The organism is Dyella sp. C9, from assembly GCF_003332825.1.
Taxonomy (GTDB): domain Bacteria; phylum Pseudomonadota; class Gammaproteobacteria; order Xanthomonadales; family Rhodanobacteraceae; genus Dyella.
In genome coordinates this window covers 43,761-56,639 of sequence record NZ_QIRF01000006.1, presented here as the reverse complement: position 1 = coordinate 56,639, position 12,879 = coordinate 43,761, and the positions used below count along the sequence as shown (strand labels likewise).

At 53.6% G+C, this 12,879-nt stretch carries 14 protein-coding genes; 3 read left to right on the top strand and 11 right to left on the bottom strand.

Annotated features, from left to right (window positions below):
* Positions 1-524: 524 nt before the first annotated feature.
* Entirely contained in the window at positions 525-1,571 is a 1,047-nt protein-coding gene (locus DVU99_RS09945) for a DUF2971 domain-containing protein (RefSeq protein ID WP_114240058.1), read from the bottom strand.
* A gap of 211 nt (positions 1,572-1,782) precedes the next feature.
* Here DVU99_RS09945 and DVU99_RS19735 point away from each other — a divergent pair, with 211 nt between their 5' ends.
* Positions 1,783-2,604 (top strand): hypothetical protein, encoded by an 822-nt coding sequence (locus tag DVU99_RS19735; RefSeq protein ID WP_157971396.1) that lies wholly within the window; start codon positions 1,783-1,785, stop codon positions 2,602-2,604.
* Between the two features lie 390 nt (positions 2,605-2,994).
* Here DVU99_RS19735 and DVU99_RS09935 read toward each other — a convergent pair whose 3' ends face one another.
* From DVU99_RS09935 to DVU99_RS09920, 4 genes are read right to left on the bottom strand one after another with little or no spacing between them, the layout of a single operon-like run.
* Entirely contained in the window at positions 2,995-4,899 is a 1,905-nt protein-coding gene (locus DVU99_RS09935) for a DUF927 domain-containing protein (protein WP_232823540.1), read from the bottom strand.
* Positions 4,896-5,327 carry a DNA primase gene (locus DVU99_RS19730; protein ID WP_157971395.1) on the bottom strand — a complete coding sequence of 144 codons (432 nt, stop codon included), beginning with the start codon at positions 5,325-5,327 and terminating at the stop codon, positions 4,896-4,898. Before DVU99_RS19730 ends, DVU99_RS09935 begins: the two co-directional genes overlap by 4 nt.
* Positions 5,327-5,629 (bottom strand): CHC2 zinc finger domain-containing protein, encoded by a 303-nt coding sequence (locus DVU99_RS09925; protein WP_114240054.1) that lies wholly within the window; start codon positions 5,627-5,629, stop codon positions 5,327-5,329. The genes DVU99_RS19730 and DVU99_RS09925 overlap by 1 nt, the downstream gene beginning before the upstream one ends.
* Complete coding sequence (locus tag DVU99_RS09920) at positions 5,626-5,844, bottom strand: AlpA family transcriptional regulator (protein WP_114240053.1); 219 nt, start codon at positions 5,842-5,844, stop codon at positions 5,626-5,628. Before DVU99_RS09920 ends, DVU99_RS09925 begins: the two co-directional genes overlap by 4 nt.
* A 375-nt stretch (positions 5,845-6,219) precedes the next feature.
* On the opposite strand from DVU99_RS09920, the gene DVU99_RS09915 reads away from it, so the two are divergent.
* Positions 6,220-6,978: a hypothetical protein gene (locus DVU99_RS09915; protein ID WP_114240052.1), complete on the top strand. Its 759-nt coding sequence runs from the start codon at positions 6,220-6,222 to the stop codon at positions 6,976-6,978.
* A 90-nt stretch (positions 6,979-7,068) separates the two neighbouring features.
* Positions 7,069-7,917: a hypothetical protein gene (locus DVU99_RS09910; RefSeq protein WP_114240051.1), complete on the top strand. Its 849-nt coding sequence runs from the start codon at positions 7,069-7,071 to the stop codon at positions 7,915-7,917.
* An 83-nt stretch (positions 7,918-8,000) separates the two neighbouring features.
* Here the strand turns inward: DVU99_RS09910 and DVU99_RS19725 are convergent, their stop codons facing one another.
* The 6 genes from DVU99_RS19725 to DVU99_RS20355 form a co-directional block, all read right to left on the bottom strand.
* Positions 8,001-9,131, bottom strand: a complete 1,131-nt coding sequence (locus DVU99_RS19725) for a hypothetical protein (protein WP_157971394.1) — start codon at positions 9,129-9,131, stop codon at positions 8,001-8,003.
* A 174-nt stretch (positions 9,132-9,305) separates the two neighbouring features.
* Positions 9,306-10,304, bottom strand: a complete 999-nt coding sequence (locus tag DVU99_RS09900; protein WP_114240049.1) for an HNH endonuclease — start codon at positions 10,302-10,304, stop codon at positions 9,306-9,308.
* Between the two features lie 2 nt (positions 10,305-10,306).
* Positions 10,307-10,678: a nucleotide pyrophosphohydrolase gene (locus DVU99_RS09895; RefSeq protein ID WP_114240048.1), complete on the bottom strand. Its 372-nt coding sequence runs from the start codon at positions 10,676-10,678 to the stop codon at positions 10,307-10,309.
* Positions 10,679-10,702: 24 nt separating this feature from the next.
* Positions 10,703-12,001: an HNH endonuclease gene (locus DVU99_RS19940; protein WP_198670257.1), complete on the bottom strand. Its 1,299-nt coding sequence runs from the start codon at positions 11,999-12,001 to the stop codon at positions 10,703-10,705.
* A gap of 19 nt (positions 12,002-12,020) precedes the next feature.
* Complete coding sequence (locus DVU99_RS09885) at positions 12,021-12,302, bottom strand: type II toxin-antitoxin system HicB family antitoxin (RefSeq protein WP_114240047.1); 282 nt, start codon at positions 12,300-12,302, stop codon at positions 12,021-12,023.
* A gap of 47 nt (positions 12,303-12,349) precedes the next feature.
* Positions 12,350-12,580: an AlpA family phage regulatory protein gene (locus DVU99_RS20355; RefSeq protein ID WP_114240046.1), complete on the bottom strand. Its 231-nt coding sequence runs from the start codon at positions 12,578-12,580 to the stop codon at positions 12,350-12,352.
* Positions 12,581-12,879: the final 299 nt, after the last annotated feature.

Sequence of the window (12,879 nt, the reverse complement as noted above, 5' to 3'; positions counted from 1 at the left end):
TGTCGTCGTTGGCGCCAAGGATGGCCTTGAGTGGCGAGAGAATTCAACTCGTGATTGCCAGCCCAACGAGAACTTGCATCCAGCGGTTGGGCGGCCTGGTGAGGCCGGGCCCTGTTGTGGCATCCAGGTTCGGCGGCAGGCCGATACTGCAAAGGCAATGCGCGATGACCAAAGCCATATCCAGTAGGCCTCCGGCATGGCGTGCACACGCAGGATGCTCAGTTCGCGGATCCATCCGGAACAGAGCGTTCCCTCGAAACGCTTTCCCGAAACCCTGGTTGACCGTGCGCGTATCTGCTGTCGGTGCGAGTGGTGACGTACGGGCACAAAAAAGCCCGCCTGAAGCGGGCTTTTTTGATACGTGGTACGGTGATAGGACTCGAAAATCTATATTTGGTAACGAATACTTTGTTCATCTGTCACAGATACCATCAAATATACCAACAGACAGGCGGTGCTAGTGCTTGATGGCGCCGGACGGGCGCAGCGCTCGACGACGGCATTTTTAGGCAATGATCGGCTGCCTATTGGGCCCGATAGGGGATGCCGGACGCTCGAACGCGTTTGGCCAATTCCGGCCGCTGGAGCAGCTCCAGCATGCGCTGGACGGAAGCGATGGAGATCATAGTTGCGGCGGTTGGGCCGAGAAGAATTTTTGTTACCAGCATTTCCATCGTTAGATCGCCCCCAAACTCGGGGTGACTTCCGAAACTAAGTCGAAATTTTGGTTCGACGCCGCGAGGACCGTTGGAGTAGTGAAATCGATTGGAATAGCTCTGCGTTGTATCCAGGTATGTGAGATAGATCGCACGCCACTCCTTTTCTTCTTCAAACCCTTTGTGCTTAGAGACAAGTGCTGCGACTAAGAACCGATTGAACAAGATCTCCCCGAGCTTGCCGAAGGGGCCTTTAGTCAGATTGGCGTTCACTGACAGACGGCAGAAATCTTCGAGCTTGCAATTAGTCCAAGTAAGGCGCTCGTCGTCGGTGCCGTAATGGACTCGTGACAGGATTAGCGGTGATTGATGATCTGGCGGCTCTAAGTCGGTCGTCTTGAATATGAGGGCGGCGCCGCTCCCGTTGCCTCCGTATCCGCGCCACATCGACAACAGCCCATCCTCGTCTTCCGCCCCATGTTCCGAAAACGATGCGATATAGGTGTCAAAGGCGTGCTTGGTCCCATAGCGGTGGTGCTCAGCCTGAAAGGCCTGCAGTAGTTGATTGGCGCCAGACTCGCCAAACACAGCTTTGAGGTCTTTGCTTTCTTGAATTGCCCAGCGGGCGAGGTCAAGGCCGTGCCTTAGCTCCTGTGTGTCATTCATCAGGAGAGGGTTTGATAGCCAAAGCTCATTGCCCTTAACAATTGCTTCGAGTGTCTGAATCGAAGTGTAGTGGGCAAGGATGGGACGCTTCTTTGGGTAGTCCTTGTCGGTATTGGCGTCTTCCCACCAACTTGAGAATGCAGCCAAAAGCTGCTCGTCATCCATCGTTTTGCCCCCCAGTGCCGCCGATCCGAATTGGCCGGTTTGACCGGCGATAGGGCCGGCACGGGTATTTTCGCGGTCACCCATCGGTCGGGCAAGAAGCGAGCTTCATTCGCCAGCATCAATGGATGTAGACGGAGATTTCATTACTTATGCATCAATGACTTACCGGTCATTCGCACAGGAGAACGTGGGCGGCGATGAGTTAATGCCGCGATTGAGTGCTATAGGAACAAACCGTTAGGCTATTGGTGTAGGAACTGCGTAGGGCAGCACCTAGGAAAGAACAGGGGAAAATATGAATCGGCTTTCTAGCAAAAGCGTAGTGGCGACGCTTGCATTTTTTTTTGCGGCGCAGGCAGCTGCTGTTCCAGCTCAAGTTGACGAAACATCGGCCGTCTTTGGGATATTGAGTCAAACCGCGACGCAAATTTGCGGTGATGTTCCCAGCTCTGGTTGGAACGTTGAAGGTTCTGCTTCCGTAGCAGTTGACGCCCCACTAGGAAGCTTCTTTCGAAAGTTGATAGACGCAAAAGTCGCCGGCAACGCGGGCCTCAACGGCGGTAAGTATGCGGGTCCTCTTCGAGAGCAGTTGCAAGGGGTCCGTCATGATACGCAGGATTGCAAGCGTGCTGTTTTCGATCGGCTTTTGGAGTACCTGCAGGATACTCAGAAGTCGCAGAACGTACCCGCAGAAAAGCGTGTTCAGCTAAATTTTCTCGCACCGAAGAAGGTTGTTTATCCAAAAGAAAAGGCTGAGCAATTCGCTACTCGATTTCTTAAAACCCTCGATGCTGGAAACTACGCTGGAGCTTATCGCATGGAGGACGATAGCCTGAGGGCTCTGATCACTGAGCATGCAGCGATTGATGCGATGAGCGATCAACTGAGCAAGTGTTTACCCATAGTGAAGCGTGATCTCGTTCCTTCCGAGATGACTATTCTTCCCGCAAAACAGGCAATAGCGGGACGCGATGAATACGTAATCGCCTATAGGACCATCTATAAAGATGGCAAAGAGCCATCCGAATCAGGGGCTAACGAGCGCGTCGGTGTAGTTTTGTCAGATGATCAAGGTTGGCAGGTGATCGAGTATGCAGGCGGTTGTCGCGATTCGTAAAACCGTCGCCTCACGCGTGATGCGAGATATTAGGTGCGACGCAGACGAGCCCTCTAAGGGCTCACTCGTTTTTATTTTGGCGAGCCGAAATTTTCCTTGTTTGGTGCGGGTTTAAGAAATTCGCTTGGTAAACGAAAAGCCAGAATCCTGCTGCCACTCACATGAGGAACGCGGCGGCGTCCTGGTCCCCGCGGAGGGTACGGCCGCGGGAAGGACCCATTTATCGAGTGCGTCAGCAGCATGCCGCCGATGCGCAATCGTTGCCAATGATTGGGGATTGCAGGGATGTTGGGGAACCGCTGGCTGAAGCCGTTTGCGATTCCCCGGCCGCTCCCCAACGATTGAATCATGGGGAGTGTAGGGTGATGACACCCACACTGGTGTTCGGTCTTACAGATCCAACGCCCAGAGCTTGGAATTGATTTGGTACACCCGAGTGTTTCGGCGATCCGGCAAGAGCACTTTCCTTTCCAGTCGGCCATCGCCGCCTAGGCGCAGGGCACCGTGCTCGGCAAGTGTGGATGCCACCGCCTTGTAGTCGAAGCCCTTGGTTACCTCGCGCCGAAAGGCTTCCACCTCCACGAAATATTCGGGACCTTCGTCTGCATCCCTACGAAACCCTGCCTTATTGATTGTGCGTGGTGTCTTTTCATCGACGTACCACGGCGTGAAGCGTGATTCGCCATGTGTATCGAGAAATGCCTTTACTTGCCTAAGCATGGCGATTGGTTCTGCGTTTCCTTTCGTTCCCCTTGCAGCTAGCCACGCATCAAAGCAGATTCGCGTGGCTTTCTCGGCTTCCTCGCGCGCCCACCCTGTCAGCCCGAATTGCGTCGCCAAAGTGCCGGCCGCTGCAATGAGACCAAATCGTTGAGCGACTCGACGCACCTGGCCATCAGCAATGTCGCCAACAAGCTGGTGTGCGATGTCATCGCGTATAGAAAGGAGCTGCTCGCGAGCCGCATGAGTATCTTGGGGCAGTTTTTCCAGGAACGCCGGTAGAGCGTGGCCGTAGTGCGTCGCGGCAGCCATCTTCAGTTTGTCCGCAAAAACACCCGGGGCAGTCCCGCCCGGAACCCGTTCGAGTAAGCCAAGCCCCTTGCCAGCGTCCGCGGGTATGTCGATAACGCGCACCTCTTGACCGGCTCGAACCGTGCCTCCAGCCTGCGCAATCAAATCGCTAAGACTGACCTCTCCGGAAGACAGGAACAGCAGCCGCCAACGGGCTGCTGCCCTGGCATCTCCACGCCGGTTCGCGCGACCTTTACCTTGTCCGTTGCCAAGCATGTAGGCGACCTCGCCGGCCTTTCGAGGATCAAGCTGTCCGATTTCGTCGAGGATCAAAAGCAAATCTGAATGCAATGGTGCCACCCCCTCTAGAGCATTGTCAGTTTGCCGCCAGGTGCGCACAAACTCAGGCTTGCCGAAAAGTGATGCGGCGACTTGGAGTGCGGTCGTTTTACCTACGCTCGAACCACCTCGCAAATGCAGGCCACCACCTTCTACGCCCAGCAACCCCAGACAAGGACCAGCGAATCCTGCTGATATCGCGAGCACGAGACGGCTGTTGCCTGCGCACGGTTTGGCTACATGCGACCGCCAATCATCCAAAGTGCCTGCCGAGGCGAGGGCGATGCCTTCCAACGATGTTGCTTGATAGATCACCGGCTCGGGCCCTGCGTTATAGGTTTTGTCTGGCAACACAAATGCGTTGCCGTGCCAACCAGTACGCGCAACGCATAGAGCGGTCTCGGCGGCCTCAATTTTTTGGATATATCGGTTCAAATGCTGGCGTCGGCGAGTGTCGGGGTCGATGGTTAACCCAAGCCTCAATAGTTCTGAACGCAGCTCAGCGCCGTCGCTCGCCAGCATCGACATCGGCATGGCCCAGCGATGCTCTCGGCCATCACGGTCGGAAAAGACCAAGAGTCGTCCCCAGTCTGAGCCCACGTTGTTGCGAGTGTTCGCCTGTACTAGCAAAGGCTCGCATATCCATTCGGGCTGTTTGTCCACTCCATCATCGTCAATGCCGATCCAGTACACGCCGGGATCGCGATCTGTTCCACTGGTGACAAGCTCGTATCGGCCGGTACTGCCGTGTTTCCCCACCTCTACGCGGCCCCTGGGGAGGCGTTGGGAAGCACTGAATGCCTGATGTGAGGAGGGATCCCCTGGTTCCCCGCGTTTCCCATGAGAACTAACTCGGCCTTGATCCATGAGCCATGCAAGCTCAAAAGCTGCTCGATTTTCCAGATTGCGAATGGTCGAGGGCAATGGATGGTTCGCTTCAATCATGCGAGTACCTCCCGTGCGGCGTCGATCCGCTGAGCTGCGGTGGCAACGCGGCTAACATCCGCGTTGCTGAGGGTGACACCATCCGCCAGGGCGCGAGCAGCCAGCGCAGCGATTTTTGCCTCACGACCAAGGACGCCGAGAGCAATGTTCCATGCATGCCGCTTAAATGCGTCGCGAGCATCCCGGCTGCCAGAAGCAGCCAGCGTCATACGCTCTGGGTAGAGATCAGCGAGGGCAAGTCCTAGACGACTAAGAATCCCCTGGGTGTCCTGGCAGGCGAAGCAATGCAGAAGGATGCGACCGTCGCTCGATTCAGAAATGGCGAGAGTGCTCGTCGCACTGGTGTGATCATTGGGACAATTTGCGCGCCATCCAGTAGGGCTGCGCCGAACATTGGCGAGTCGGTTGAGCAACAGAGTCACACTCATCAGCGCATCTCCATCAGGGAGAGTGCCGCAAGCTCGTAGCTCAAGCCCGTTTTAAGATGATGAAAGTCCACGATGTCACCCATCCGGTCGCAAGCGAAGCAACACCAATGGCCTCGAGTACCGCGAAGATCTACTTTTAACGCGCGATGGCGATCTTCGCAGAAGGGGCAGTGCCCCTCGATGCCGCCTGGATAGGTTTGACGGAGTGCCTTCAACTCGCCCGGGTAATAGTCCATCGGCCGGGGAAGGCGCTTGCGCCAATTATTGGGAAGGATCAGGTCGTCGATGATTTGCGAGGTCATGCCGCCGTCTCCCGGCTGCGAGCAACTTCGACCTGCGCAGCGCACCACCGCTGCACCTCCGCCTCTACCCAGGCAGTGGTTGCTTCGCCGAGCTTCACCGATTGCGGAAAGCGACCAGACGAGCACAGGCGATATATTTGTGAACGTGACAGTCCAGAGGTGCGAATGACCTCAGGCAGTCGAATAAAACGAATCGTATGAGTAGGTGTCGCCATGTCTGTCTGTAGCCTCAAGGTGGTTTGTCGCAGCCTTTACTGCGAAGTTCGTGAATCGAACGACCTTGAGAATAAGAAGCCTTGATTTCGATTCCCTCGCGGGGAATTTCCGCTCCATAGCGTGCCTACGCGTTTCATGCCAAGCCACTGAGTGACGCGGGCAAGCCGTATTTATCGAGCGGCGACGCTTCTTTTCTGGAGGGATAGGCCCCGCCACAAATGTCATGACGGTCTGAATTCACTGCGGCAAACTAGCTTGGGCCGGGGAGGGGCTGTTCACCAATCCAGGTCTCCGAAGCTGGTGCGACCAAATCTGGTGGTTGTGAAGGCAAGGTCGCGCACTGGCTGCTCTTCTAATGAGGCTGGAGAGATGAAATGGAAAAGGATCAAGCACTTAGGGTGCTGAGGGTTGCTCTGGCCGAAATTGTGGATTCGAGAGGGTTCGCCCAGCTGGAGGCCTATAAGGACTTGCGCGCGGTGGACGCAAAGCGCCGGGAAATTCGAGTGCAGATCGAATCTGTGGCCGGTTTACCGAATGCCTTGATGGCGGACTTCGACAAGAATCCGGACTTTGAGGCAAACAGTCGTAGGGTTAGGCTCGAGGCGCTCGCTGGGTATGTCAGGAGCGCAATCAAGTTCATTGAAACTGGCGCAGTCGAAAAGCCGAAGAAGATTATTCTTGCGCCACCTGACGTGGCAAAACTAACGGCGGCACTGCCTGGCCTGAAGGACGAAATCGAGCGTCGCTGGCGGGATGCACAAAAATGCGCGCATGTCGGCGCTCATACAGCGGCAATAATCATGATGGGCAGTGTGTTAGAAGCGCTGCTTCTTGGGCGCGCTCAGATGTCCGCTGGGCAGGCCTATCAGTCGCCCTCTGCGCCAAAGGATAGGACAGGAAAGGGAGTGGCTATTCCGGATTGGACGCTTTCCTCTCTCATCGACGTTGCTGTCGACGTTAGATGGATCAAGGCAGATCGCGGCAAGTTTGGTCATGCGCTGCGAGACTCGCGTAACGTAGTCCACCCGTGGCACGCGGTTAGTACAAAAGCAGATTTCGATGAAGCAACTTGCAAGACGGCTTGGTCAGTGCTTGAAGCTTCAGTTGACGACCTTCTGAAGTCATTGCCCTAACGGATGATCAAGGCACATCTTCTGCGAGATGAGCTGTTCGTTCTCTGATACGCCAGTGCGGCAACAATCAAGCGAAGGAGCTGTGGCGAAATGAATCAAGAGAAGCTTAATCTGTTGGAGCAAGAGTGCGTCAGGCTCTGCGTCGCAATGGAAGCTGTCGATGACATCGTCAATCATTTGCTCCTTACTTTAGTTGATTCGTCGCATTCATCTATCGGCGGCGAGGTCCATTTCAAGACAAGTGCACACAGGGATTTGTTTCTCATAAGAGCCCAAGATTTTGTCCATGAGCAGGGTGATATCAGTCTCTTCGGCGAGCAAGCTTCATGCCTAAAAATTCTGTCAGTCGTGGCCTCAACACCGCAACTGGGAGGTGACGTGGACGCTTTGGACAGCGCGGTAAAGAACTTGGATGCTTGGCTGTCCGCGAAAGTTAAGATCAGGCTATGGCTGTCTTCGCTAGATATTGATGCTTCCATTTTCGTGCAGCGCGACCTTCTTCTACGAATTTCGGCCAATCAGTCGAAGCACAACGTTTCTCGGCTAACGAGAATTTGTAATACAATATCTGAATCGCTCAAGTTAAATGGGTACACGGTTGACGAAAGAATGATTCCATTTGCGCTCGATGATCTACAGGGGCACCTAAGCGAGAACTTCTTTGTCTACTACGCTTCCTGGTTGGCAGAACTCATCAATGAGGTCCGGTGGGGTTTGCAGGAATACTTAGCTCCTGAGTTCCGTCGATCGTACCTTTTAGTGGAAGACGCCGGAGACGGACGATATCGATATCAATATCCAAGCTCGATTGAAGACGATGTCGCCAAGCGTTGGTATTGGCGACTCATGAATCATGTGCGATCCGGCCCCTTCCTGCGACGCTTTGAAACTTCTCCTGGCTTGCGAGAGTGCAGTTCGCTTGAGTGGGAGAATGAGTAGTGGGCATTTTGCACCAGATGCTAGTTCTACCCCGGTGTAGCTTTTGCACTAAGTATTGATTACGCCTGCACGCTTGCATTGACTCAATGCGACGAAAAAATTTCACCAGGTGAAGGGCCTTCCGTTCGACTAATTTCTCCGTCGACGATCTTCGCCACGGGTAGGCAATCCAGAGCATTGCCGAGAGGCGTTAACGCCCAGGGATTGACGTAAAGCGTTTGGCGTCGGCCGGCGATGCTCCAAAACGAGAGATCATTGAACAGCCACGCGGCGCTAACCCTTGAAGACCTGGGCTCCCTTCCATCGTGCCAAGCCCCGTCCGTTCTTCTAATGCGCCGAACGTTATCTTGGGATATTGCGAGCGCTTCTGAGCCAAAGAGTGCATCCACCTCATCGCCTTGATTCAAATGGAACGCATCCACGTTGACTGCTACAACGAGAGGGAGCGCAAGACTGCCATAGCGCTGGCCCTTGAATCGAATCGCCTCTCGAATGGGAGTTTTAAGGTCGACCCATCCCGCGTCACCAGAGAGCGTTCCTATGAGACGGTCGAGCTTCCCTCGACTTTTTTGCTTCGGAATTACACGAAATCGAAGCTCCCACCCGTCGTGCTCCCAATGCTCGCTTGGAAGGTGCTCGTGACCATTCTTTGCCAAGTCCTCAGCGACGGCGTCAACGTCCAGACCATTGAGCCAATGGTGCAAGTGTTTTCTGAGTCGTTTCGCAGACGGTTGGCTCGCTGGTACACCAGACTCAACTATGCTGAGATAAAAATTGGGATGAGGATCCCGATCAATGGCATCAATAAGCTCATCCTTCATCGCGCGAGTTCCTGTGGCGGAGTCACGAACGTCTGCAGCTAGAACAGCTTCGAGAAAGAAAGATTCTCCCTTCGGTGTAGTTACAAGGAAGTCAGGGCGGCTGCCTTTCCCGGTGCCTGGGTCGGGGTGAGTCTCAAGGTGGAAACCCAGCCGGCTGAGCATTCCATAGAGCAGCAATTCGAAGCATGCCGACTTAAACTCACGATCCCTTCGAGACTGGAGTCTTGCCTGAATTTCGGGCTTGTCTGCTTCAATGTAGCGATCAAACTCGACCTCAAGAAGTGCTCGAACTGCTGCTACATCAGGGTCTGCAGAGCGATCTATAAATTCGAACTCTGTTTCCCTGTAGCGTTTTGTGGAGCCGTCTGTTCGCTGAAACTGGGAAAAAAGCATTTCATCACCTGCGTGCATTCTTTCTGGATCAACCGCTAATCGATGTGGTTGTGCTCAAGATCCGTAGTTGGTCTTAGCGTCGGAGGCAGTACGAAGCTCGTCAGCGCCAAGCTGTGCAATTCGATGGCAGTGAATTTCTCGAAAGAAAGAATGTGTTGTATCAGTTGGCGTCGATCACAAATCAAGGTCAAATTTCATGGCAAGTGCAGCCGGATCCGGGACGTCGCCTGGATCGCTGGGAAGCCGAATCTTCTTGGCTTGGTACGTCCAATAAGGCGAATTCTCAAGCACGTCGGCCAGGTGAATCGTTCCGGATCTATCAATCTTCAAAAGCCCAAGATCAAATAGCGTGTGTATGTCCGCTCGAAGCAAGAGGCCATTGCAGACGTGGTTTGTTGCAGGGCCTTGAAAGGGGATGATGTGCGCTGCTTCCAAGAGTGGCTGTATGTTGCATTCAGTTACAACACATTTTCCTTCGTAAGCTATCAATAAATTTTCACGGAATTTCGGCTGTCCTTGTCGACGAACCACTTGTGCGAGTACCTTTTTCCGGCCATCAACTATGCTCGTTGATTCAAATTGCGGTGCTGAGCGCGCTTGTCTCTCGATGCCCTCGAGGCTAAGGGATAGAGACGTTTTTGGCCGTACATAGTTGAAGTTCTTCAGTACGAAGTTGTCCAAGCTTCCGTAGGCTTTCCGAATTGCTAGTAGCTTGTCTTGGGTAAATTTCTTAAAGCCAAAATATTGTTTGTCCAAGAAATCGACGACCGGCTTCGTCTGCACCGCAACGCTCAATGCACGTGGTTCGGTCAGGAAGTACATGTATTCCCATGTTTTGTCGGTTTTGCCTTCAGTTCCCCAGATTGCTCGCGCCAGCTTCGCGTTGTGAATTTTTGCAGCCACTGAAGAAACAAAGCGGTAGTGGTTTCCGAATACGGTAAGTACTACGTCGCCGACCTGCATTGACTCCCAGTTTGGCTTGTTTTTTTCACCCGGGGTCGCGCCCCAAGCGTAGAAGCCATGGCCCTCTGGCAGCATTTTCTTGATGAGCTCCGCTTCGTTTGGAGGGAGATTCTCATCCAGAAGGCTCCAAGAAAGTGTATTTTTCACCGAAATCTCAAGGTGTTGCCGAGCTTCTTCTATGCCTGCGGTGAAAATGTAAAGTTGCTGCACGCTCAGTACTCCGTGTACTTGTCAGATCTTCCATGTACCAAATCAGCTGGATATTTCTTGGCGTTCAATTCAATCTTTTTCTGGGCAGCCTGCATGATGTCGACACCAGTCACGGAACAGAAGCGAAGAAGATAGATGAAGACATCAGCTACCTCTTGCTCCACGCACGCTCGCTTCTTTGGAGAGAAGTTTTCGATTCCAGGGGAATCGATATCCCACTGAAAAATTTCCATAAGTTCTGATGCTTCAACAGAAAGCGCCATTGCCAGATTCTTTGGAGTGTGGAACTTCCCCCAATCACGATCCTTCGCAAAGTTGTCAATTTCCTTGGTCAATGCTTCTAGAGAATTTTCTGTAGGAGTTTGGTCTGACATGGTTGACCTGCGCACAGGTTGAGTTTATGGAAGAAAGACTTTTTGTCGGTGGTAAGCCAGGTAAGCCTGCTCATCCTCACGAGGGTGGCGGCGCAATGTCAGTCCCTCTAATGCGAGCGTCAGGTCTTCTAGTCGTGGGCTAATGAGGATGCTTCCATCGCTATCGAAACTAATTAGACCCGCATCGAATAGCGCGTCGAGGGTTGCAACCAGTGGCAGTCCATTGGCTGGATCCAGACGTTCCTCGTCGGAGGACTGCCGCCACGGCATGCAATGCGAAGCGCGTATTGCTTGAAGGGTGGAGGACCCCGTGACAGCGCAGGCACTATTCCACCGAGAAAGAACGTCCTGTCGAAATCGACCCTGCCCAAGCCTGGCGCTTACCAGTTGCTCCTTTTCTGTGGCGGATCTATTGGATTGGCATACATCAACTACGTCTTGGGTGCGAATCGCTTCGTCGTCATAACCCTTTATTTCCCTAGTTTCACGCGCATCGTTTACAGCCTTCTGCTCATCGACGTGAGCATACACGCCACGCGTGAACTCGAAAGTTTGCGTAAACGGATCCCAATGCGAAAGATGCCAAGGCTCAGCATCCAACGCTCTCCGGTTCACTTGTGACGGATCAGTATCCGCACTTTTTGCTCTGCTTCCCTCTACCACCCCGACGTGAACAGGGGTGCCGACCTTGAGGGTGGCTATATGCCACAGGAAGTTCGTAGCACGCTTCGCTGTTTGACGTCGTGTTTTCTCAAGCGTTTGTATGTACGAGTTCCAACATTGGCGATATCGAATTGAGCCGTCGTAAAGCTCCATATCGTCATACCAGAGCATGAACAAATGTCGATTCGATGCCTGGTCCCTATACGACCAGGAATAGGCTCTTCCGTTCTCCGCAGGGTTCGCGATTGGCCTGTCGGCAGCGTCAAATCTCCACTGCTCAACGTCGAAGCCCAACTCGCATAGCACGTCGTAGACGGAGATCCGCGCGGTCGGCCTGAGGTTTGATAGGCTATTTCTTGGATTGTAGATGTCGCGTTGCCTAGCTATATCGGCGAGAGTAGATTTGATTCGATCCGATACATTCGAGCCAACGTTCGCCGCTGGCTTAAGGCCGGGGATCCATGGTTGACCCAGGTCGTTCAGGACGGCCGAAATGTTTTGCATCCGATACTCTATGGATTTCGCCGATCTGCCAGTGCTCGCTGCAAGCTTGCGGTAAGTACTTCGCTTGTTAGGCGCATGCCCAGCAGCGATTTCGTCTTGCATTTCTCGATATGTAATGACTGCTATCGTCAGCTCGCTATCGCTCCAGTCATCCATTCGGTTGATCTCCCCTGTATTAATAAGTGCAGCCGTTGAGGTCTCGGCCATCGATATCAACATAGTCCCATGCCATGCCTTGGTAAGCTGGATCGACCATCAGAACCTCGACAGGGGAGGGCTCAGGTAAGGCGGCTGAATGCGCAACGTAGTCACTCAGAATCATTACGATTGCGAGCTTGGCGTTGACTAGTAGGTCGTCCAGACTGTCGCTCGCGGAAAATGCACCTGGGACATCGGGAACGATGACTCCGTATGCGCGGTCTTCGGTTCCCCGTTCAATGGCTACTGGGTAACGCATCGTTGAGTTTCCTTCATGTCGATCATCAAAGGACTGGAAAGGGGCGCTTAGCGAATTCGCGAATGTCTAGATCTTCTCTGGGCCGTGATGTATTCAATCACCTCAGCCTCAGGCCATGCGGATGCTCTTCCTAGCTTTACGGGAGGTGGAAAGCTTCCGCTCTTCACGAGCTTGTAAATGGCAGTCTTGCAGATGCCCACAAGTGACGCTACATCCGGAAGCCGAATCAGTCGGTCGCCTGTTGCCAATTGGGACTTAGCAGCTCCTGCATCAACCATGGCGGTCTGCAAGTTTTTGTATGCTTCGGGCTCTGGTATGTGCTTTGCCTGTCGGCTCACTGCTCTTCTTGCAGGAGTGGGAGCTTGGCTTGCCGCTCTTTGCATTGCGGCATACAGAGCTGCTCGCTCGTAAATCACGTTCCCCATAAAAACGTGTGCTTGCACGCCGTAGGAGCAGATATGCGTCCGAAATTGCTCAAGACTTGCGCAGCAATAGTGGGCGGCTTCTAACTCGTTTAAAAAATCTTTGCCCGCCAAACTAATAGACTGCTGACTCATCGTCACTAATCCCGCTTGTC

Bases quoted from the DNA above. Each gene is read 5' to 3' on its own strand.
- DVU99_RS09945 (WP_114240058.1), bottom strand. From the start codon at position 1,571: ATGGGTGACCGCGAAAATACCCGTGCCGGCCCTATCGCCGGTCAAACC.
- DVU99_RS19735 (WP_157971396.1), top strand. From the start codon at position 1,783: ATGAATCGGCTTTCTAGCAAAAGCGTAGTGGCGACGCTTGCATTTTTT.
- DVU99_RS09935 (WP_232823540.1), bottom strand. From the start codon at position 4,899: ATGATTGAAGCGAACCATCCATTGCCCTCGACCATTCGCAATCTGGAA.
- DVU99_RS19730 (WP_157971395.1), bottom strand. From the start codon at position 5,327: ATGAGTGTGACTCTGTTGCTCAACCGACTCGCCAATGTTCGGCGCAGC.
- DVU99_RS09925 (WP_114240054.1), bottom strand. From the start codon at position 5,629: ATGACCTCGCAAATCATCGACGACCTGATCCTTCCCAATAATTGGCGC.
- DVU99_RS09920 (WP_114240053.1), bottom strand. From the start codon at position 5,844: ATGGCGACACCTACTCATACGATTCGTTTTATTCGACTGCCTGAGGTC.
- DVU99_RS09915 (WP_114240052.1), top strand. From the start codon at position 6,220: ATGGAAAAGGATCAAGCACTTAGGGTGCTGAGGGTTGCTCTGGCCGAA.
- DVU99_RS09910 (WP_114240051.1), top strand. From the start codon at position 7,069: ATGAATCAAGAGAAGCTTAATCTGTTGGAGCAAGAGTGCGTCAGGCTC.
- DVU99_RS19725 (WP_157971394.1), bottom strand. From the start codon at position 9,131: ATGCTTTTTTCCCAGTTTCAGCGAACAGACGGCTCCACAAAACGCTAC.
- DVU99_RS09895 (WP_114240048.1), bottom strand. From the start codon at position 10,678: ATGTCAGACCAAACTCCTACAGAAAATTCTCTAGAAGCATTGACCAAG.
- DVU99_RS19940 (WP_198670257.1), bottom strand. From the start codon at position 12,001: ATGGATGACTGGAGCGATAGCGAGCTGACGATAGCAGTCATTACATAT.
- DVU99_RS09885 (WP_114240047.1), bottom strand. From the start codon at position 12,302: ATGCGTTACCCAGTAGCCATTGAACGGGGAACCGAAGACCGCGCATAC.
- DVU99_RS20355 (WP_114240046.1), bottom strand. From the start codon at position 12,580: ATGGTTGATGCAGGAGCTGCTAAGTCCCAATTGGCAACAGGCGACCGA.